At 54.8% G+C, this 21,573-nt stretch carries 16 protein-coding genes; 10 read left to right on the top strand and 6 right to left on the bottom strand.

The annotated features are described in order from the left end of the window. Nucleotides 1-63: 63 nt before the first annotated feature. The 3 genes from G453_RS22050 to G453_RS0103000 form a co-directional block, all read right to left on the bottom strand. A complete protein-coding gene (locus G453_RS22050) occupies nucleotides 64-2,112 on the bottom strand; it encodes a PAS domain S-box protein (protein WP_169725283.1) in 2,049 nt (682 codons plus the stop codon). A gap of 559 nt (nucleotides 2,113-2,671) precedes the next feature. Next, complete coding sequence (locus tag G453_RS0103005) at nucleotides 2,672-5,053, bottom strand: TOTE conflict system archaeo-eukaryotic primase domain-containing protein (RefSeq protein WP_027189850.1); 2,382 nt, start codon at nucleotides 5,051-5,053, stop codon at nucleotides 2,672-2,674. 125 nt (nucleotides 5,054-5,178) lie between these two features. Further along, complete coding sequence (locus G453_RS0103000; protein WP_027189849.1) at nucleotides 5,179-6,192, bottom strand: Fic family protein; 1,014 nt, start codon at nucleotides 6,190-6,192, stop codon at nucleotides 5,179-5,181. Nucleotides 6,193-7,342: 1,150 nt separating this feature from the next. Here G453_RS0103000 and mgtA point away from each other — a divergent pair. The 10 genes from mgtA to G453_RS25935 all read left to right on the top strand — a co-directional run bounded on the left by mgtA (nucleotide 7,343) and on the right by G453_RS25935 (nucleotide 18,410). Then, nucleotides 7,343-9,979, top strand: a complete 2,637-nt coding sequence (mgtA, locus tag G453_RS0102990) for a magnesium-translocating P-type ATPase (RefSeq protein WP_084502063.1) — start codon at nucleotides 7,343-7,345, stop codon at nucleotides 9,977-9,979. Nucleotides 9,980-10,045: 66 nt separating this feature from the next. Then, nucleotides 10,046-11,521, top strand: a complete 1,476-nt coding sequence (locus G453_RS0102985; protein ID WP_027189847.1) for an RNB domain-containing ribonuclease — start codon at nucleotides 10,046-10,048, stop codon at nucleotides 11,519-11,521. 181 nt (nucleotides 11,522-11,702) lie between these two features. Further along, complete coding sequence (locus G453_RS25940) at nucleotides 11,703-12,080, top strand: hypothetical protein (protein WP_156920782.1); 378 nt, start codon at nucleotides 11,703-11,705, stop codon at nucleotides 12,078-12,080. Nucleotides 12,081-12,248: 168 nt separating this feature from the next. After that, nucleotides 12,249-12,743, top strand: a complete 495-nt coding sequence (locus G453_RS0102975) for a TspO/MBR family protein (protein WP_205620046.1) — start codon at nucleotides 12,249-12,251, stop codon at nucleotides 12,741-12,743. Nucleotides 12,744-12,814: 71 nt separating this feature from the next. Then, a complete protein-coding gene (locus tag G453_RS0102970) occupies nucleotides 12,815-15,190 on the top strand; it encodes a phosphoketolase family protein (RefSeq protein WP_027189845.1) in 2,376 nt (791 codons plus the stop codon). Nucleotides 15,191-15,382: 192 nt separating this feature from the next. Then, complete coding sequence (locus G453_RS0102965) at nucleotides 15,383-16,147, top strand: FlgO family outer membrane protein (RefSeq protein ID WP_027189844.1); 765 nt, start codon at nucleotides 15,383-15,385, stop codon at nucleotides 16,145-16,147. A gap of 10 nt (nucleotides 16,148-16,157) precedes the next feature. Next, nucleotides 16,158-16,991: a hypothetical protein gene (locus G453_RS0102960; RefSeq protein ID WP_027189843.1), complete on the top strand. Its 834-nt coding sequence runs from the start codon at nucleotides 16,158-16,160 to the stop codon at nucleotides 16,989-16,991. Between the two features lie 139 nt (nucleotides 16,992-17,130). Continuing rightward, nucleotides 17,131-17,319, top strand: a complete 189-nt coding sequence (locus G453_RS0102955; RefSeq protein ID WP_027189842.1) for a transposase — start codon at nucleotides 17,131-17,133, stop codon at nucleotides 17,317-17,319. A gap of 172 nt (nucleotides 17,320-17,491) precedes the next feature. Continuing rightward, entirely contained in the window at nucleotides 17,492-17,782 is a 291-nt protein-coding gene (locus G453_RS22040) for an IS5/IS1182 family transposase (RefSeq protein ID WP_027189841.1), read from the top strand. After that, nucleotides 17,766-18,410, top strand: coding sequence for a transposase (locus G453_RS25935; RefSeq protein WP_051271542.1), 645 nt, complete (start codon nucleotides 17,766-17,768; stop codon nucleotides 18,408-18,410). The genes G453_RS22040 and G453_RS25935 overlap by 17 nt, the downstream gene beginning before the upstream one ends. A 312-nt stretch (nucleotides 18,411-18,722) precedes the next feature. On the opposite strand, the gene G453_RS26960 is transcribed toward G453_RS25935, so the two are convergent. The 3 genes from G453_RS26960 to G453_RS22030 all read right to left on the bottom strand — a co-directional run. After that, nucleotides 18,723-20,108, bottom strand: coding sequence for an HD-GYP domain-containing protein (locus tag G453_RS26960; protein WP_169725282.1), 1,386 nt, complete (start codon nucleotides 20,106-20,108; stop codon nucleotides 18,723-18,725). A 352-nt stretch (nucleotides 20,109-20,460) separates the two neighbouring features. After that, nucleotides 20,461-20,865 (bottom strand): hypothetical protein, encoded by a 405-nt coding sequence (locus G453_RS29145; RefSeq protein WP_156920781.1) that lies wholly within the window; start codon nucleotides 20,863-20,865, stop codon nucleotides 20,461-20,463. 453 nt (nucleotides 20,866-21,318) lie between these two features. Continuing rightward, nucleotides 21,319-21,573: ATP-binding protein (locus tag G453_RS22030; protein WP_043643844.1), on the bottom strand; the 255-nt coding region annotated here is incomplete at its 5' end.

The raw sequence follows: 21,573 nt of genomic DNA, 5'->3' as shown, positions 1-21,573 counted from the left end.
GAACAATGGCTGCAAATTTGCTTGGTAGAGGCCTCATTCATGACGAGAGTAAGTCCCAGTCACTCAGACTTCAAACCTATCGACTCTCTCAACATTTGTGGCGGGATTCGGCGTAATCGGCAACCTGACAACAAAACGTGTCCCCTTCCTCAATACTGAATTGACATTGATCGTCCCATGATGGTGATTAACTACGATGAAGTAAGATACAGACAGACCGAGCCCAGTACCTTCTCCGACAGGTTTGGTTGTAAAGAATGGCTCGAAGACGTGCTTTCTAACGTCTTCAGTCATGCCCGGTCCATTGTCTTCAATCTCAATACACGCCCAATCTCTTTCAGTAAAAGTTCTCAGAGAAATGGATGGAGAGGGAGTGTCAGCCATAGCCTGAGCCGCGTTGGTCAAAAGGTTCATGAGAACTTGCTGAATTTGTGTTTCAAAACATGAGACCAGCGGCAGGGTGGGTTCATAGTCCCTGACAATTCGTATGCTACGGAAATCGTATTTCTTTTTCAAATCGTAGTCGGTGGAGCAAAGCTCCAATGCCTTATCCAAAAGAGCGTTTAAGTCGACTGGAGTATGGCCGGACGTGCTCTTCCGACTAAATTCAAGCATGCTAGAAACTATCCGAGCTGCCCTTGTTCCCGCCGAGCGTACAGATTCAAGAGAAGAAATAATGTCGCGTTTCTCCATGAAACTTTTAATGGTATCAAAGGAACATCCAATATCTTCAGCAGCACGCAGGTTTTCAGGGAGTTCAGTGGTAAGGCGACGCATCAAAACCTGAACATTTTGCAGAATACCACTCAATGGATTATTGATTTCATGAGCCATTCCTGCCGCTAATCCACCCACGCTCATCATTTTTTCAGTCTGAATCATCAGCTCTTGGACTTTCTTACGCTCAGAAACATCAAGGTACAATGTTGCCACAGTCCTATCTCCAGTCCTGAAAACATAAACCTCGTAGACTCCTGAAAAATGTTCGTCCCGGTATGGTGTCTCGAACGTCTGTATAGGAATTTGCCCGAGTGCGACCTCTCGGTACATTTCAGGGATGTCAGTCTCGATGAGACCTGGAAAAGCGTCCTCGATGGACATACCGATGAGTTTCGAGTGTTCAATGTTAAGTAAACGGTCTGAAGCCGGGTTTGCAGCAACAAGAATCAATCGGTTATTGTCGTCTAAACGGTAGAAATGCATACCCATCGGTGAAGATTCAACAATACTTTTAAACTGCTCCTCAGAAACGCTCAATGCACACTCAGCAAGTTTTCTCTCGGTGATATCACGAACATTGACAACGACACCGCGGATATCTGGATTCTCCAATTGGTTTGTTCCCCAGGCCTCAAGATATACCCAAGAGCCGTTCTTATGCTTATGTCGGTACTGAGTCCCCCCCATCCCCTCTTTCAGAATTGTTGCAAACGTCGTCTTCACTCGCGCCTGGTCATCTGGGTGAACCATTTCTTTGATGACAGATATGCCTATTAGCGCCGAAGGGTCGTACCCAAGTATCCTTTCAACAGCATCACTGACAAAAATTTGAACTCCTTCAGCATCAAGAATTGTAATCGAATCAAAAGAGTAACGGATAAGTTCCGAAAAACGACGTTCGCTCGTCTGAAGGGCCTTTTCTGTCAGCTTGCGTTCAGTTATATCTTCTACACTGGCCAATGCGTACCGCTGTTCGCCAATATTGAGCGGAGTAACTGCGAATTTGACCCATAATACATCCGGACAGTTGTCGGAGTAAAAGTGAGATTCCCCGCGCAAACATGTGGAATCTTCCTCCCCTTTCAGAGCCGTTAAGATGGCGTTGTCCAAGTCGCATTGTGAACATTCACAGGAATGACCGCAACCACTTTGATCTAAATGCCTGTTTCTACAAGCGATGAGGTCGCCGCAGCAGCTTCTCGCGCTTCCTATTGGATAAGATTTGAACAGGTTTTGGGCAATGGAGTTGGCAAACAGGAGAGTTCGATCCGGGCCAATGACAAACATGCTAACTGGTGACGCCTCGAGAACTGTGCGCAGACTAGTCTGGGCATCCATCAACGCATCGACGGCTTGTCCGTCGGGACTAGTGTAGCTTCGCTGCTTGGTCATCGGGACCTCGCCAAGAAGAATTCTCTCTTCCAACTCATAAGACACACGGCGAGCCCGTGTAAGGATTATACAAAGGAAGCCCCAGCAACCAAACTGCCCAGGGTAAATCCCCAAGCCCATGTGATTTGCTCCGGCTGTCTCTCCGTCAACACCCGTGTCATCACTCATCCAAGCAGAAAATGGTTTGTGGACTCTCCCTCTCCATCCCTCATCCTCCAAGGACACTTCAGGGATGCACCGAAAATGTCCAAATGTCCAAACCGGCGCAGCCACCCAGTCCCAGCGAATAGCTCAAACACCCACATCCCTTGATTTTTCATCAAGAGGTCGTTTTCAAAATAGCTCCTGCGCCCCTTCCGCCAGCCCTTCATCACTTGCAGGATCATTCCCGAATACCCAGCCCAGAAGCAGCAAGCCCACGGGAAGGTAGACTCTTGAAAATCCACCAAGAGTCCCTTCGCCAAGGGCCTCATGTTCCACTCAGCCTTCTCCAGGAGAAAAGTTGAGGACCCAGCGAAACGACGCAGCAAAAGACAAACCTCAAGGGCTGCCCTCGGTCTCAAATCAGGCTGTGCTCGGTTCGAATTCGATAGCCCATGGCCCGGTAACCCTGCTGACGTTTTTTCCACATCCGGGCAAGCTGAGGCTGATCCTCATCGATATAGTCGTGGATTCGTACATCCTTCTTGTCGGCGTGCTCACGATGCAGACGGCCTGCATATTGCTGCAACGTCCCTTTCCAGGATATCGGCATGGCCAAGACCAACGTATCGAGCGGCGGGTGATCGAAGCCTTCGCCGATCAGGCGACCGGTTGCGAGAATGACACGTGGGGCGGCTTCTTCCAATACATCCAGTTCGGCAAACACCGCTGATCTCTGTTTCTTCGACAAACGCCCATGGAGGACAAAACAGTGTCTGGCATGTTCGCCGAGCGCCTCCTTCAGTAGCGTTAGGTGCTCTGTCCGTTCAGTGAGCACCAACACTTTGCGGCCTTCTTGATATGCAGCCAGCACGTCCGCTGCTATACGACGATTGCGCACGACATCGTTTGCAACGAGGTGAAACACCCCCTGAATCGGTGTATCCGGTGGTATTTCTGTTGCAGGCAGGTAGTTCGGCCACACCTCAAGCTGCGACGGAGCTGTTTCAGGTTTCTTTGCACTGTGGCGGATTGGCCCGCACTGCATGAATATGATCGGCTGGTGGCCGTCGCGACGTACCGGCGTAGCAGTCAGGCCAACCACATATCTGGCCTTGGCTTGCTTGAGGATCGCCTCGAAGGAGAAGGCCGAAAGGTGATGGCACTCGTCGACGATGATCTGCCCGTAACGGTCCAGGAGTTCGCCCAGATTCTCGCGGCGTGACAGCGATTGCATGACGGCGATATCGATTGTGCCGGACGGATTTTCCTTGCCTCCACCGATGACGCCAAGCCCCTCTTTGGGTAGTTCAAGAAATCCCGTCAACCTCTCCTGCCATTGACGCAGCAACTCGGTGCGGTGCACCAATACCAGCGTACTCACCTTGCGTTTGGCGATCAGAGCGGCGGCAGTGACCGTTTTGCCAAAGGCCGTTGGGGCTTGGAGTACGCCGACCTCGTGTTTGAGCATTTCCCGCACTGCGACCTTCTGGTCCTTTCGCAATGTGCCGGTGAATTTGACCGTCACCTTCCGTATCGGCAGGCGTTCGTCCTGCAACTCCCAGCGAATGTCATTCTCCCGCAAAAGGTCCGCCACCGCATCTAGACAGCCGCGAGGCAGGCCGATGTGCTGGGGATGATTCTCGGCGCAGCCGATGATTCGCGGCTTATTCCACACCGGCAGGCGCATAGACTGTGCCTTGTAGAACTCAGGGTTCTGAAAGGCGGCGATGCGGATAAGGCGGTTGGCCAGAGACGGAGGAAGATCAGCCTTGGCGATGAAAATCTGGTTGGCCAGCACCAGGGATAAAGATTCAGGCATGGGTCCGGCTATCCGGGTGTGGACAGGCGACGGACGCTGCCAGGGCTTGCTGTCTTCATCCTCCGCCACGGAACCCACATCCAGGGGATGGCGTCCTCCACTGGCCCGCAGGATGGCGTCCTCAAGCTCCCTTTTTGACAAGCACCGGATTGAAGCAAGAAACGCCCACTGATCGGGATGGTGTTGCAGGTATTCATCAACGAACACACTGCGCCCCAGCTTCCTCGGGTGCATCTGCAAGGGCAGCGCGATGAGGTTGCCGAAGCCTCCCTTGGGCAGGGTGTCCTGGTTGGGAAACAAGCGGTCGTAGCTGGCTAAGGACAACTGCCTGGTACGGTCGCAAGTATGGCTGACCAGCGCCGCCCCGAGTTGCCGGGCCTCGCGAGCCGGAACCGGCTCGGCAAAGAATATCCAGATATGCGCACCGTTGCCGGATCGGGAAATTTCCAATGCAGCCGGAATGCCCAGTTCCCGACAGGACTGCATGAAGGAGTTGGCGTCCTCACGCCAATCAGCCTCGTCGAAATCAGCCGCCAGGAAATAACAACTGTCGTCTGCCAGGAGTGGATAGACGCCGATGGTCTGTTTCCCGGCCAAATGGTCGTAGATCACCTGATCGGTCACTGGCAGCAGCTGGCGCTGGTTGCAGTCGCCGCATTTGACTCGGGGTTTGTGGCAGACGCCGGGTTTCCATTCGTTTCCACAGACCGGCGAGTAGCCGGAAGCCCCCTTGGTCGACTCCCAGCGCTGGGGATAGACATCCCCGCGCCCCCGAAACAGGCGGCGGAACAGGGCAATCTTGTCGTTGGTGGAGAAATGGGTGGGAACTGGATTGGGTTCCGCTGGAGCCGGAACGGGGTCAGGGGCGACTGGATTGTCCCAAGCGATGCCATGCCGGGTCAGCAGAGCCTTAAGGCGAACGTTCTCCTCGCGTAGTCGCCGCAGTTCATCCTGTGCATTCAGTCTCTGGCCACTCATCGGTACAAATCCGTGCTCGTCATCAGGGCATCCTTGTCCCCGCCAATGCCTCAGACCCGATTCTGCCTCTCGCGCCGGGCGTGCTGAAGCCACTGAACGAAGCCATTTTTCCAGCCCAGCTCAAATTATCCATCTCCATGCTGTGCCAGCCACTGCCTACCCTTGTCTGTCAGACGGTATTGTTGCATGCGGCTGTTGGGTTTGCCTAGGATGGTCATTTCGATCAAACCGTCGGCCAGGGCCGGTTTGAGGTAGCGTTCGCGGAAGGATTTGCGGTCTCGCAGTCCGAGTGAGGATTGCAACGCCTCGCGGCTCATCTCTCCTTGCATCGCCGTCAGCAGTTCGCCGACTTGGGGGGTGACTTGAGGCGTGACTTGGGGGGCGGAGGTAGCCACCGTGTCCAGGAGCATTCGAAGCATGAAGGCGATGAAGGGCGCGGAGTCGCTCTGGCGAGTGCTCTCTCGCAAGGCCTGATAATACTCGGCTTGGTGCTCGAAGATCAGGCTTTCCACCGGGATGTCGGCAAACAAGGGATTCCAGCTGGCCAAAATCAGGTTCTGCCACAACCGCCCCATGCGACCGTTGCCGTCGGCAAAGGGGTGGATGAATTCAAATTCGTAGTGGAAGACCGAACTGGCGATGAGCGGATGGGCATCGGTGGCCGCAAGCCAGTTGAACAGGTCGCCCATCAGTATCGGAACCCGAGCAGCCGGGGGAGCCATGTGAATCACATCCTTCCCGGCCATGACTCCCACGCCACCGCGTCGGTATACGCCAGCCTCGTCGACCAAGCCGGACATCAGGATGCGATGCACTTCCAGCAGGTCCTTTTCCGCCTCAGGCCGCCAAGAATCAAAACGGTCGTAGGCGGCCAGGGCGTTTTTCACCTCCTGCACCTCACGGGGCGGGCCAATCACCCTCTTCCCCGCCAGGATGGCTGTGATCTGAACCTCGCTCAGGGTATTGCCCTCGATGGCCAGCGAGCCGTGAATGGTACGGATGCGGTTGATGCGCCGAAGCCGCAACGCCCTGGACTGGTCGGCGAGCACGGTCATCCGTCCGACGGCCTCACTGATCTCGGCGATCAGGTTCACGACGGCTGACGTGATGGAATAAGGCGGCTGGTATTGTCGACTCATGATACCACTATATTCCGTTCCCCGATCGCTCACAACCTTCAACGGTGGCTCCGGGAGCCGTTCCCGGCTCTCGAGGAGCTGAGGATCGGCAGAGGGCATTCCCCCCTGGAGGTTTCCGCCGACATTAACTCCAGGTCGCGGAAGTGCTCGTGCGCCAGGTGCGGAGCATCCGGGCAAGTGCCGAGATAGCCGTGCTATTCATCTATTCCACCGACCAAGCGGATTACAACCAGAAGAAACCATTGAGCGCCACGTGGACCTGATGCCGAACTCCAAAACTGGACACTGCCCCCAATCCATTACTTCTGAATTAGGTTAAGTTGCATGTACAGCCATTTCTCTTGGCATGTGCGATACAATCTGACTTGTTGGAATAACTTTCCGTAGAAGCTCCAACCATCCTGCCATTTGATGCTGTTCTTCTCCAACTCCACTTGTCACTTGCGTCTTTATATATTTCAAAATTGTCGTCTTTAGAATCTGTGCATTGAAACATTCTCCTCCTCTTCGCTCGCACATTATGAACACATACTTCACACAATATTTTACGACATGCGGTTAAGGGTGACGCCCCGAATTCGTAGGAATCATGCACACAAGCCCAACTCTACAGTGCAATAGTAATCGGCTAACGCACTCACGGATTGCTCTTATTGGGGGTCATCTTGACTGGGCTTGAGTGGGGACGAAACTCACGAAGATCCTGCGCCATTATTCTTTTACGACTCCGAACTTTATCCGCGATCCGGGCGCATGTGAGTGTCGGTCAGTCTTCAAGAAACAACCCATATCTGTTATGAAAAAAGCACTATGCCCGTTGCAGAAGTGAGAAAATACAGTATAATGTCAATAAGTGCACAAATATCCAATTAATGCATTAAGTTACAACAGAACGCCTCACATATGGAGAACTACGGCTTTCGCAAGGATGTCGATGGTCTGATGCAGACCAGACGGCACGCTGGAGATGCCCTGGGTGTTTCCGTAGAATCCAGTAGGGTTCCCTGACCTGAACCACCTATTATCAGCATGGATTTCATGTTGAGCGAAGCGTTGCCCATCTACTCGGATGGATTTGTCGATCTAATCACGAACGTTTCTCTTAAACCGATAACAAGGCCCATCGATTCAGGAACGGGTAGAGGTACGAATGGCAGTTCCAAAGAGCACCCCACCCGCATCTCACGGTTCAGGAAACCTCCCTGGCAAAGACGGCGGGCAAGATGCCATTCAACTTCTGGAAATGGCGCGGAACGATATCGACGCGGTCCTGAAAGAACTTGGCTCGCAACCGGACGGACTGAGCGAGGCTGAAGTCGATTCACGCCGCAAGCAGGCCGGGACCAACGAGGTCGCCCGGGAGAAGCCGCAATCGGCCCTGATGCGCCTCTTGAGCAACATAAAGAATCCCTTGGTCCTTCTACTCATGGCCTTGGGCGTGCTTTCCTTTCTGACCGGCGACCAGCGGGCGACGGTGGTCATTTTCGTAATGGTGGTTCTGGGAGTGGTGCTGCGTTTCTTCCAGGAGTCGCGCGCCGACAACGCGGCCAGGAAGCTTCAGGCCATGGTCAGCAACACGGCCACGGTGGTGCGCGGCGGCAAGGATGCGGAAGTTTCGCTCAAACTGCTGGTGCCAGGCGATATCATCCGACTGGCAGCCGGCGACATGGTTCCGGCCGATGTCCGGGTGCTTTCCGCCAAGGACCTGTTCCTGAACCAATCGGCCCTCACCGGCGAAGCCCTGCCCGTGGAGAAGAAGGCCGCTCCGGCGGGGGCTGACATTCAGAATCCCTTGGAACTTCCCAACATCTGCTTCCTGGGTTCCAACGTGGAGAGCGGATCCGCCACGGCGGTGGTCGTCCGCACCGGAGACCGGACCTACTTCGGATCGCTGGCCGCCAGCATCGCCGGACAACGCCAGCCCACCAGCTTCGACAAGGGCGTCAACAAGTTCACCTGGCTGATGATTCGCTTCATCGCCGTGATGGTCCCGGCCGTGTTCCTCATCAACGGACTGAGCAAGCACGACTGGCTGGAAGCTTTCCTGTTCGCCATGGCCGTGGCCGTGGGGCTGACCCCCGAAATGCTGCCCATGATCGTGACCGTCAACCTGTCCAAGGGTGCCTTGGCCATGGCCCGCAAGAAGGTGATCGTCAAGCGCCTGAACGCCATCCAGAATTTCGGAGCCATGGACGTCTTGTGCACCGACAAGACCGGCACCCTCACCCAAGGCAAGATCGTGCTGGAAAAGCATCTGGACGCGCACGGCGACCCCAGCGAGAAGGTGCTGCATTTCGGCTACCTGAACAGCTACCACCATACAGGGCTGAAGAATCTGCTCGACGAAGCGATCCTCGACCATGAGGAGTTGGAGGAACGCCTGAAGGCGAAAGAGAAATACCGCAAGATCGACGAGATTCCTTTCGACTTTGTGCGCCGCCGTATGTCTGTGGTGGTGGAAGATGAGACCGGGCTGAACACGCTCATCTGCAAAGGCGCTGTGGACGAAGTGATGAGCAAGTGCACCCGGGTGGAACTCCCCGGGGGCGAGGTGGTGCCTGTTCAGCCCGAACACGACACCGCGCGCCAGAAAATAGCCGGAGGCCTGAACGGCCAGGGCTTCAGGGTTATCGCCCTGGCTTATAAGCAGATGCCGGGTTCCTCGGATGAGCCGGTGTACTCGGTCAAGGATGAGTCGGACCTTATCCTGCTCGGCTTCCTGGCCTTCCTGGACCCGCCCAAGGACACCGCCACGGAAGCCTTGAAGCGTCTTAAGAGCCTGCACGTGGACGTCAAGGTTCTCACCGGCGACAACGAGATCATTACCGCCTACATCTGCAAGGAAGTGGGCATGCCGGTGGAGCATCTCCTGCTCGGCTCCCAGATCGAGTCCATGAGCGAGACGGATCTTGCCGCGGCCGCAGGCGCCACCAGCGTCTTCGCCAGGCTGGCCCCCGCTCACAAGGAACGCATCATCCGCGCGCTCCAGAGCCAGGGCCATGTGCTGGGATTCTTGGGAGATGGCATCAACGACGCCCCGGCTTTGAAGGCCGCCGACGTGGGCATTTCGGTGGACAGTGCGGTGGACATCGCCAAGGAGTCCTCCGACATTATCCTGCTGGAAAACAACCTGCTGGTGCTGGAACAGGGCGTGATGGAAGGCCGACGGGTGTTCGGCAACATCGTCAAGTACATCAAGATGGCGGCCAGTTCGAACTTCGGCAACATGTTCAGCGTGGTAGGGGCCAGCGCGTTCCTGCCTTTCCTGCCCATGCTACCGATCCAGGTGCTGACCAACAACCTCTTGTACGACTTCTCTCAAACCACCATCCCCACCGATGAAGTGGACGAGGAATGGCTGGTCAAGCCGCGCCAGTGGACGATCAACCAGATTCTGCGTTTCATACTGTTCATCGGGCCCATCAGCTCAATCTTCGATTACGCGACGTTCTTCTTGATGCTCTACGTTTTCGACTGCTGGCAAAACCCGGCCCTGTTCCACACCGGATGGTTCATGGAATCGATCTTCACACAGACGCTCATCATCCACGTCATCCGCACCAACAAGATTCCTTTTTTTGAAAGCCGGGCCAGTTGGCCGCTCATCATCACCTCCGTAATCATCGTCGCGGCCGGGGCGTGGCTTACGGTTTCGCCCCTGGCGGACACGCTTGGGTTTGTCCCGCTCCCCCCCATGTACTGGCTGTATCTGGCGATCATGATGCTCGGCTATGCTGTACTGACCCAATTGGTGAAGACCTGGTTTATACGCAGGTATGGAGAATGAGATGATGCCGACCCGGATGCATTCTTTGAGCAAAGCACACAGCAATGTATTCTAAAAGGTGACAAAATGACCGATTCAGAAAACAGAAAACACCGTTCGACCCTGCAAAAAATTGCACATCGGGCCATGCTTGAGAGAGGTCTTGTTCCCGATTTTCCTTCCCAGGCGCTCACCGAGCTCGACCAAATTTCCGGGCCAGCGACGCGAACAGAGGAATCGACGCGGGATCTCAGGAACCTTCTCTGGTGCTCCATCGACAACGATGATTCGCATGACCTGGACCAGCTTACCGTTGCCGAAGCCTTGCCCGACGGAGCCGCAAAGGTTCTGGTCGCCATTGCTGACGTTGACGCTGTCGTCGAGAAACGCACAGCCCTGGACGATCATGCGCGGCAAAACACCACCTCAGTCTACACCGCCGCCGAGATTTTTCCGATGCTGCCCGAGAAACTCTCCACAGATTTTACTTCGCTCAACCCTGCATCAGACCGCCTGGCCATTGTTGTTGAAATGGTTCTTGCCGGGGATGGATCGCTTCAAAGTTCAGACCTCTATGGAGCAGAGGTGCTCAATCACGCGAAGCTTGCCTACAACAGCGTCGCCGGGTGGCTCGAAGGTGACGGCCCAATGCCGCAAGTGATCGGCACGGTCAACGGCCTGGACGAGAACCTCCGGCTCCAGGACCGCGTGGCCCAGAAGCTGAAATCTCTCCGGCACCTGCACGGTGCGCTTGATCTGGAAACAATCGAGGCCCGCCCGGTCTTTGACGGAGATGAACTCAAGGACATGGAAGCCCAAAGAAGAAACAGGGCCAAAGACATAATCGAAGACTTCATGATCGCCGCCAACGGCGTCACCGCTCGATACCTCGCGTCCAAAAAGTTTCCATCTATACGGCGCGTAGTGCGCACCCCCAAACACTGGGACCGGATCATAGAGCTTGCCGCAGAGCGAGGAACCACCTTGCCCCGAGAACCAGACTCGAAGGCCCTGGATCGATTCCTGGTATCGGAAAAAGCCGCTGATCCTCTCCGCTTTCCCGATCTCTCTTTGAGCGTTGTCAAGCTCATGGGTGCGGGTGAATATGTCCTCGAACTTCCGGAAGGGGACGCCACCGGGCACTTCGGTCTTGCGGTCAAAGACTATGCCCATTCCACCGCCCCGAACCGCCGATACCCGGATCTGGTCACGCAGCGGCTCTTGAAAGCGGCAATGGCTGACCATTCCGTGCCCTACAAGAATGACGATTTGGAAGAGCTCGCAAAGCACTGCACCGAGAAGGAAGACGCAGCCAGAAAAGTCGAGCGGCAGGTCACGAAATCCGCGGCAGCGATACTGCTGGAATCAAGGATCGGAGAGCGGTTCGATGCCATTGTTACCGGCGCATCGGACAAAGGCACCTGGGTCCGCCTTCTGAACCCGCCCATTGAAGGGAGATTGGAAAGAGGTTTTGAGGGCCTGAACGTTGGCAACAAACTCCGCGTGCAGTTGGTCCGTACGGATGTTGAGCGCGGATATATCGATTTTAAACGGGTGTCATAAGAAGACAGTGACTGCACACCAGGGTGCACCGCAGCACGACCTCCCCGTCGACCAATCTGGAAGTGTCGGAGGCCGCAGATCCAACGCACAATCTGGCCCACCGTGGCAGCGGTTGGGGTGGTTCCTTGCGGCCCTGGTGTTAACGGGTTTCGTTTTGAACGTCATATGGGAAATGGCGCAGATGTCCGCCTACGTCGAAACGGTGGGACATACCTGGACGAGCACGCTCGGTCTTTGCTCGCAGGCGGCGCTGGGTGATGTTGAGATAATCTTGGGCATTTACGCCGTGGGTGCCCTGGCCGCTGGAGAAATGGGCTGGGGCTTGCGTGGGCGTTGGAACATTTATGCCACGGCCGCTGTTCTGGGGCTAATGTATGCGACACTGGTGGAACATGCAGCGTTGGCCTCCGGGCGCTGGTCGTACACAGAGAGCATGCCCGTGGTGCCCGTGCTTGGCGCGGGCCTATGGCCGCTCCTTCAAATGACACTGCTGCCTCCGCTCACGATTGTATTGGGCCAGTGGTGGGCCGATCGCAACATTACCAGGATACCTTTATGATGAATCAAAATTTCGGCTGGATGGGTGGATGGGTGGGGGAGCGAGCGGAGGAATGTGGATTTGGTCGGTAGTCGGCATCCTGGTGATAGTCCTGCTCATCATCGTCATCAGCAAACAGTCCAGGAAATAGTTCCGCACGCCGACATATCGACTTCAGGAGTTGGCGAAGTGAAAGCAAACCATCCGCATGCAAATCCCCCTGCCCGTCAGGCTCTGTCCTTGGTCGGCTGGATCGCGTTCTGTTTCATTGCTTCCGGCTCAGCGGCCTTCGTATTCACCGGTGGTTGGTATGCCGACCTGCACAAGCCGAGTTGGAACCCTCCGGCGTGGATATTCGCCCCGGTGTGGACCTCGCTCTACGTGATGATGGCTGTCGCGGTGTGGCTGGTATGGCGCGAGGGAGGATGGAAAACACAATGGCGGGCGCTTGGGCTGTTTCTTCTGCAATGGCTGCTCAACGCGCTTTGGACGCCTCTATTCTTTGGCATGCACCGGCCAGGGCTGTCGTTTATTGACATTATACTACTCTGGCTGGTGCTAGCTGCGACGTTGAGGCTATTCTGGAAGGTGCGGAAGGCAGCTGGCATATTGCTGATTCCCTATCTGGCATGGGTGAGCTTCGCGGTAGCGTTGAACTTCACAATCTGGTGGCTCAATCCATAATCCGACGCACGCAACACCCACAATAAGTGCGAAAACGAAGCTTTAAGTCAGAGATAATTCAGGAGAGCAATATGACGACAAATCTCGGAACGCTTACGCCGGAACTGCTCCATAAAATGGATGCCTACTGGCGAGCAGCCAACTATCTCTCGGTCGGCCAGATCTATCTTTACCACAATCCGCTGCTCAAGAGGCCGCTGGCGCTTTCAGACGTGAAGCACATGCTGCTGGGACACTGGGGCACGACCCCCGGGCAGAACTTCATCTACGTACACCTGAACCGGGTCATCAGGAAATACGGCCTGGACATGATTTACGTCTCCGGCCCCGGGCACGGCGGACCGGCTGTGGTGGGTAATACCTACCTCGAAGGCACTTACAGCGAGATTTATCCCGACATCAGCCAGGATGAAGCCGGACTCCGCAAGCTTTTTCTTCAGTTCTCGTTTCCCGGTGGCATTCCCAGCCACGCGTCCCCGGAGTGCCCGGGCTCGATCCACGAGGGCGGCGAGCTGGGCTATTCGCTCAGCCACTCGTTCGGCGCGGTGTTCGACAACCCAGATCTCGTGGTTGCCTGCGTTGTCGGCGACGGCGAAGCGGAAACCGGACCGCTGGCCACGGCATGGCATTCCAACAAATTCCTCGATCCGGCCACCGACGGCGCGGTGCTGCCTATCCTGCATCTCAACGGCTACAAGATCGCCAACCCTACCCTGCTCGCCCGCATCACCCGCGAGGAATTGGAACAGTTGCTGCGCGGCTATGGGTGGACGCCCTACTTCGTCGAGGGTCACGAACCCGCCTTGATGCACGAGGCCATGGCTGCGACCCTCGACACGGCGGTGGAACAAATCAAAACCATCCAGCAGGACGCCCGCATCCACGGCAACCGCACGCGCCCGCGCTGGCCCATGATCGTCCTCAAATCACCCAAAGGCTGGACCGGGCCGAAGATGGTGGACGGCCTGCAGGTCGAAGGTACCTTCCGGGCGCATCAGGTGCCGCTCTCCGACCCGGCCGCCCATCCTGAGCACCTCAAGCTGCTGGAAGACTGGCTGCGAAGCTACCGCCCGGAGGAACTCTTCGATGATGCGGGCCGACTGAAGCCGGAACTTGCCGAACTCGCGCCCGAGGGCGACCGGCGCATGGGCGCGAATCCCCACGCCAACGGCGGTATTTTGCTGCGCGACCTGCGGATGCCGGATTTCCGGGACTACGCGGTGGACGTGCCCGCTCCAGGAACGCCCGGCATCGGCGACACGCACGTGCTCGGGCGTTTCCTGCGCGATGTGGCTGTGTTGAACGACGAGCAGCGCAATTTCCGCATCTTCGGCCCCGACGAGACACTCTCCAACGGCCTGGAGGCTCTTTTCGAAGTGACCAAACGCCAATGGGACGCCGCGACAGAGCCCAACGACGAATTTCTCGCGCCAACCGGACGAGTGATGGAGATGCTGAGCGAGCACCAATGCGAGGGCTGGCTCGAGGGCTATCTGCTTACCGGGCGACACGGCCTCTTCAACTGCTATGAGGCGTTCATCCACATCGTCGATTCGATGTTCAACCAGCATGCCAAGTGGCTAAAGGTCACCGCGAACCTGCCGTGGCGGCGCAAGATCGCTTCCCTCAACTACCTTCTGGCCTCCCATGTCTGGCGCCAGGACCACAACGGCTTCACGCACCAGGACCCCGGGTTTATCGACAACGTGGTGAACAAGAAGGCCGAGGTCGTGCGGGTCTATCTTCCGCCCGACGCCAACTGTCTGCTTTCGGTGATGGATCACTGCCTGCGCAGCCGCCACTACGTCAACGTCGTGATCGCGGGCAAACACCCGGCCCCCCAGTGGCTGAACATGGAAGCCGCGGTCAAGCACTGCACCGAGGGCATCGGCATCTGGCAGTGGGCCAGCAACGACCAGGGCGTCGCCCCCGACGTGGTCATGGCCTGTTGCGGCGACGTGCCAACGCTGGAGACTCTGGCCGCAGTCTCCATCCTGCGCGCGTATCTGCCCGAGCTGAAAATCCGGGTGGTCAACGTTGTCGACCTCATGAAGCTGCAGCCTCAATCGGAGCATCCGCACGGGCTTGGCGATAAGGACTTCGACGAACTTTTCACCAAAGACAAGCCGGTCATCTTCGCTTTCCATGCCTACCCGTGGTTGATCCACCGACTGACCTACCGCCGCACCAACCACGACAACATCCACGTTCGCGGCTACAAGGAAGAGGGCACCATCACCACCCCCTTCGACATGACGGTGCTAAACGACCTGGATCGCTTCCACTTGGTGATGGACACCATCGACCGCCTGCCGCAGACCGGCGACAAGGGCACATATCTGAAGCAGCAGCTCAAGGACAAACTGATCGAACACAAGAAGTATATCGCCGAGAACGGCCAGGACATGCCGGAAATTCGGAAGTGGAAGTGGAGCCACCCTAAATAAATGCTTAAAACACAGGAATTACCTCTGGCGTGGCATTGGATGTTGGTAACGGAATGGGACGTGATGTCCCCTTGGTTATCCCTCCAAGCGCTTGAAATGTGCTGTGGAACCTTGAGCGGCGATGTGCTCTGTTACGCCCCCGTATCAGACGACTTAAGATGCAATGATCGCCCTTGAACAATCGGAGGTCGTATGCTCGCGTGCGTTCTGCTGTTTCGTAAGATTCTGTTTTCCTTAATGCTCCTGACCATGGCTCTCCCAAGAGTGGTGGCCGCCGAGTCAGAATCGGGGGGGCGTGTCAGAATGGCCATCTTGCAATTCGATTCTCTGAACGTCGAATCCAAAGATGACAACAAGGGCAGGATGGTCTCCGAATTCATGACCACGGCAGCAGTGAACATGGGCGTCTTTGACATTGTGGAGCGCGAGCAGGTCCGAAAGATAGTGGATGAGATGGAATTTGGGAAACAGAGCCAGAACTACTCGGGCTTGGCCCAGAAGATCGGCACCCTGGCAGGGGCCGAGTACGTGCTTTCCGGTTCCATCACGGCATACAAGGGCAGCATCCGTATTGATGCACGGCTTATCAAGGTCTCAGACGGCACTATTCAGGCCGCCTATGGCTCGTCGTGCAGTAACGACCTGGACAGTATTCTTTCTACCTCAAAGGTGATCATAGAGAAGGTTCTGGAGGTTCTCATACCTACAGCCTCCCAGATGGTGCTGGGCCAATCTGCATGGGCGATGCCTGAGGCCATGGTTGTCGGAAAGGACAGCAAGCTCTGGCTAGAGAAACGCGCGGCGATTCGCTACGAGCAAAACGCAAGATTCTGTATGCAGATCACCAAGAATTCTCAAGGGTTCGGCGTGAATACGATCAAATGCGACGTGAAGTATCGGAATTCGGCCAACTTGGACAGGAACAACCTGCTTCCAATAACCAGTATCCAGTATTAAAGGACATGCCATGAGAACCTCGCTGGCCCTATGTATTCTCATGTTCATCGTGGCTTTCCCCGGCGTGTGCTTTGCTCAGGGTCAGGTCACACTACCCGATGCGCTGCGCTCGAACGAACCCGCTAAAGTAACCCAGCCCAAGAAAGCGACACCCCCGCAGGCTAAACCGGAACATTCGCAGGGGGCCGGACAACCGGGCGTTGCCCCCGCAGCTGTGCAGAAGTCTTCCCCGAGGCCGCCGTCTCCTGCGGATGCCTCGAGGTTCACGCGGAAATTTGAAGATACGTTCACGGACAACAGAAACCACTGGGAGACTGGTGACCACAAGTTCTGGAGGGGGGAAATCCGGGACGGGGCCTACATGCTCGAACACAAGCGCAATGAGTTGGGCTGGATCGTCTCCAGGTCCATGAGCTTCGACGCCTCGGGTGACTACATGCTCGAAGCCGAATTCTCCTTCATTAGCACAGGGAGGGAAGGATTCTTCGGACTGGTGATTGGGCTCGATAAGAGTGATAAGCTGCTGAAGTATCAACGTTACTCGACAACAGCAGATGGCGTTTACATGTATACAGAACGTGTTTTCGACGTCACTCCCTACAAGATCGTCTTTATCTCGGACATGGTGTCCAAAACAGACGACGCGAACTATCGCAAAGGCCTCAATGCCAAAAACACTCTTACGGCTATCCATTATGGCGATAGGATGTACTTATGGGTCAATGGTGTGCAGGTTGCGGACGTCAAGTACAAGGCTCCTGGCGGAGATAAGGTCGGATTCATGGCTGGCCTGGAATGCACTATCAAGGTGCATCGACTGACTTACAAGACGATCACGCCCTAGCTGAACCCGATCATTCCCGCGTAGGCCTTCGGGGTCATCCTTCCAGGCTTGAGTGGGATCGGACCTCGTTGTAGAGCCGCGCCAGTCCGCGCGACTTTAGCCTCCACCTGGAACGAACCACTCCATGGAGAGGAGCAGAATGACCCTGCATTTCACTCCGACGTACTCTTCCTGGCTGAACCAGGTGGAAATCTGGTTCAATAGCCTCGCCCGCGATGTCCTCAAAGACGGGGTCTGGCGCTCAAAACAGCAGCTCGTCGGTCAGATCATGGAGTATATCAACAACTACAACCGACTCGAGACCGCTGCACGGCAAAACTGCCAATAATTACTTTTAACTGCATGTAATATATTACATAATGTCTTCATCTTTCAGGGTGGAGGCGATCATGGCCGAACGCGCGAAGAAGGCTCCTGGCATAGCGGACTAACGGGTTTCCCTGCGCAAGCGCAAAGTCACGTTCCTGGACGAGATCGACCGGATCATCGACTGGAAGCCTTTGGGGCGTCTTCTCAACAAGCGGCTGAAGCGCCAGCCTGACGCCGTGGGCAATCCGGCCTACCCGGCGCTGCTCATGTTCAAGGTTCTGTTGCTTCAGCGCTGGTACAACTTGAGCGACGAGGCTGTTGAAGAGGGGCTGATCGATCGTCTGTCCTTCGTGCGCTTCGCCGGGCTGTCGCTGGATGATGAGCAGGTCCCGGACGCAACCACCATCTGCTGTTTCCGCAATAGTCTGCTGGAAAAAAAATCTCTACAAGCGCCTACTGGACAAGTTGAATCACCAGCTTGAGCGTGGTGGCGTTCTGGTTCGCGAAGGGGCCATCGTGGACGCGAGTGTGGTGTCCTTGGCCCGTCGGCCGACCAAAACGCTGGACCTGCTCCCGCAGGACCGCAAGAAGTCCGAGGGCGAGCCGGACGTCACGGTGACGTACTCGGATGACGCGGACGCGGCGTGGCTACGCAAGGGCAACAAGGCGTATTACGGCTACAAGATGCATGTGGCTACGGACAGTCGTGACGGGTTCGTGTTGGGCGGCCACGTGACCCCGGCCAATCATTCGGACGTAAAGGAGTTGCCGCGTCTGCTTCAAGACGTGCCACTGCCGCCAGGCGGTGTGGTGTTCGCGGACAAGGGCTACAGCAGCCAGGCCAATCGGGAACAGCTGGTCCGCAATGGTTTCTGCGATGGTATCATGTCCAAGGCGCATCTAGGCTTGCCATTGAGTAGGGTCGAACGGCGGGTGAACCTGCTGATCAGCTCGGTTCGAGCCAAAGTGGAGCGGGCCTTCGGCACGTTCAAGCGAAACTACTACCACCTCTTCCGGGCCAGATACCTCGGCCAGGACAAGGTGGCACTGGAACTCCACTTGGTGGCAATGGCCTTCAACCTGAAAAAGTGTTGGGCCATGGTCAAATAGGCGAAGGGGAGCGCTTGAAATGCGCCAATCAACCCCGCCCAAAGGCGTGTGAAGGCAAAATCGAGCGCTGAAACAGAAATTCCACCTCAAAATGATCCGCCAGGGGCGGTAGACATGCCTCTCAATGAATTACGCAGTGGTCTCTCTTGGGTTTGATCTCCAAAGTGGTTCCTGAGCCAAGCCAGAAGTCTATATTGTTCATGACCGGCATAATTCAATGACGCCTAGCCATTCAAGAGACAGGTTCCAAATAAGCTTAACCATGGGTTTCACATGGCGCGCACACAAAACATGAAAGCCATCATATTGCATTTATTTGTTTTCAAAAATATCGTCGAATTCTTTCTGAACTGACACGAATGCGTCGACAACAGTTGGATCAAATTGGGAATTTCGTCCTGATACAATCTCTCTGAGCGCTTTTTCGTGAGTCCAAGGCGCTTTGTATGGTCGCTGAGACCGTAAAGCATCATAAACATCTGCGATGGCGACAATTCGAGCACTTAGCGGTATATCCGTATTTGTTAACCCAACGGGGTATCCTTTCCCATCCCAGCGCTCATGATGATAGAGGGCTATTTCTTGAGCGAGTGCCAAGTAACTGTCTTCACCGAATTGTTCTCGGTACAGGGCATTTGCTTTCCCTAGGATTTCTCCGGCAACAACGGAATGTTTTTGCATCAAATTAAACTCATCCGATGTCAAATGTTCTGGTTTAGCTAAAATTTCTTTGGGAATAGCAACTTTTCCGATATCATGCAGTAGTGAGGCGAGTCCGAGTTCCTCTATCATCACGGGTCTTTCATTCACAGAACAGGAATACTTACCAGTGCGAGAGAGCTCCGTTGCGAGAGCAACAACATAATGTTTTGTCCTGTTCAGGTGACTTCCAGTGTCTGTATCATTATACTCCGCAAGAGTAGCGAGTGCCTTCACAGCGATCTGGTGACCTACCTCAATCTCATCTTTTTGATAACTAACTCGCTCATTTAGATTGGCATTTTTTCTTTTTAATATTTTATCTAGTTTTGTTCTTTTTCTTTCCACTAATGCCAAGCGCGCCATCAAGTACGTAAAAAATATCCATCCGAAAATCATCAAAATACTAATCACACCAAGCGATGTGAATGCCAAATTTTGAATTCCGCGCTGTTCATGACTAACATCTGCGTATACTTCAAATACGCAAAATACCTTGCCATCGACAAACACCGGGACATAAGTTTCAGAAACATCAATTGTGGCTACCTCTCCCTCGAGAGATGTGCCGCTCTTTCTAACAACTTTCGAATAACTCATGCCGGTTGCCACTATTCTTTTGAATTCGTCCCCCTCATGGATGGTACCAACATCTGAGACTTGGGTCGAAAATAGACATTTTCCATTTAAGTCAAAAACTTTTACTTTTAATATCAACCCAGAAGAAACAACTCTTTTTATGGATGCTTCAATATCTGCAGGAAATGGAAGTAGAGACAAATGGCCTGGACCAATAAATGCTCGTGATAAACCACCCGCTGCCTCTGTTGACCTCTGTGTGTATACATCCTCTATGTACTTATAGTATTTTGGATATATATACACAACAAAACAACTATATATTATAGATACAAATGCGAGCGACAGCAAGTACAGCGCAAATAGATTCCTTGACGCAATCAAGTATTGTGTATAAATTCTGATTTTCTTAAATTTCATAACAGTACTGCCTGAATTTAGATAACAAAGTGCCTCTGCATATAAAATAACTGCAAGCATTAATGCACTGTATCATGTCAGCCGTGATGCCTATTTTTACAATTTGCATGGACAAATGCACTCTCTTGTCTCGGGTCTTCCTGTCCCGTTGATGATCCACACAGACCAACCGCAATGATCCCATGCCTTCTCATGCTCACCCTGGAAACTAAAAATTATGTCTCATAAATCCTTGATAAAGAACAAGTAGGGAAATCAAGAAAGTACACACTCTGACAGTGTGGGGCGGATTGTTAGGAACCTGCTGGGTTGCTAGCGAATGATCTAACAGCGTAAAATTCCAGGCGACTTTTCAGCTTGGGATTGCTATGCAGTTGGAATTAGTGGCCCTGAAAAATGCATTTCCGGCGTCATAGGGGGCGTGGCGACATGGAACTCTGATTTTCCCGGAAAACAGGTAGACCAAGATGAGGGCAAAAAACTGCGCCAGCCTGCGCATCCACTTCCTGAAGTTGAAGGCGGCGGCCATGAACAGGTTAATGGCATCGCCGAGCACCCCTTTCAGAAAATTCCTCGCCATGCGGTGGTCATGTTTGACATGGCTGATCACCGGTTCAATCCCGGCTCGTCTCCGAAAGCGTTCTCTCGCCTTGCAACGCTGGGAAGGTGTATCGCTCTTTTTCGATCGTCTCGGCGTCAAAATTTCCGTGTCCCCCACTTGTTTTCGACCCCGATAGCCCCGGTCGCAGATGCCCACCTGGGGGCGGGTTCCAGTGATCTACCATGTCTGCCCTCCAACTCCTTGGCGTCGTTGCCGTGTAGCGTGTAGCGCCACTGTGACCTCGAAGATCAAACGTGTCCCTTCTTTACCGATCCGCTTGCGGAAATAGACGACGTCCTAAGGATTGCAGGGAAACATCCACTGGAAACGGCTTTCGCCGCAAAAGACCTGAAAGTAAGGATTGGCCACCCAAGCCTCGACCACCCGCTTGTACTGTCCCTCGTTTAGCAAGCGTCTGCTAAGAGAGTCTCGCGGCAGAGATGTTCTGCCTCGAAGGCCTCCGGCGACCTGTAGCCGAGGGTTGAGTGCAGGTAGTTGGTGTTGTACCCGTCGATCCAGTGTCATTGACCGCCCTAATGGAGCCACCCATGTCCGCCCCTAATGGAGCCACTTGGATCAGCGTTTCCGGGCTTCGGACGTGTTAAACATCTAGTTGTTTTCCCCTGCACCGGCAACGCAGTTTTTGATCATGGCCTCTTCCCTGGAGCTTCGGAAACTTCGACCTTCGAGGACCACCTTGTATGCTCCGTGCCGCAAGCGATCCAGGGTCGCGGCCCCCAAGAGCTTGTTGTTGAAGGCTTCTCCCCATTCGGAGAAGTCCAGATTGCTGGTGATGATCGTCGGGCACCGCTCGTACCGCTCCGCGATCAGATCATGGAAATCCTCATCCTCTGAGGTCTTGAA

This window comes from Fundidesulfovibrio putealis DSM 16056, assembly GCF_000429325.1.
Lineage (GTDB): Bacteria > Desulfobacterota > Desulfovibrionia > Desulfovibrionales > Desulfovibrionaceae > Fundidesulfovibrio > Fundidesulfovibrio putealis.
Note: the sequence above shows the minus strand (reverse complement) of the source record. Positions and strands in the feature narration are given on the sequence as shown.

Bases quoted from the DNA above. Each gene is read 5' to 3' on its own strand.
- G453_RS22050 (WP_169725283.1), bottom strand. From the start codon at position 2,112: ATGACCAAGCAGCGAAGCTACACTAGTCCCGACGGACAAGCCGTCGAT.
- G453_RS0103005 (WP_027189850.1), bottom strand. From the start codon at position 5,053: ATGAGTGGCCAGAGACTGAATGCACAGGATGAACTGCGGCGACTACGC.
- G453_RS0103000 (WP_027189849.1), bottom strand. From the start codon at position 6,192: ATGAGTCGACAATACCAGCCGCCTTATTCCATCACGTCAGCCGTCGTG.
- mgtA (WP_084502063.1), top strand. From the start codon at position 7,343: ATGGCAGTTCCAAAGAGCACCCCACCCGCATCTCACGGTTCAGGAAAC.
- G453_RS0102985 (WP_027189847.1), top strand. From the start codon at position 10,046: ATGACCGATTCAGAAAACAGAAAACACCGTTCGACCCTGCAAAAAATT.
- G453_RS25940 (WP_156920782.1), top strand. From the start codon at position 11,703: ATGTCCGCCTACGTCGAAACGGTGGGACATACCTGGACGAGCACGCTC.
- G453_RS0102970 (WP_027189845.1), top strand. From the start codon at position 12,815: ATGACGACAAATCTCGGAACGCTTACGCCGGAACTGCTCCATAAAATG.
- G453_RS0102965 (WP_027189844.1), top strand. From the start codon at position 15,383: ATGCTCGCGTGCGTTCTGCTGTTTCGTAAGATTCTGTTTTCCTTAATG.
- G453_RS0102960 (WP_027189843.1), top strand. From the start codon at position 16,158: ATGAGAACCTCGCTGGCCCTATGTATTCTCATGTTCATCGTGGCTTTC.
- G453_RS0102955 (WP_027189842.1), top strand. From the start codon at position 17,131: ATGACCCTGCATTTCACTCCGACGTACTCTTCCTGGCTGAACCAGGTG.
- G453_RS26960 (WP_169725282.1), bottom strand. From the start codon at position 20,108: ATGAAATTTAAGAAAATCAGAATTTATACACAATACTTGATTGCGTCA.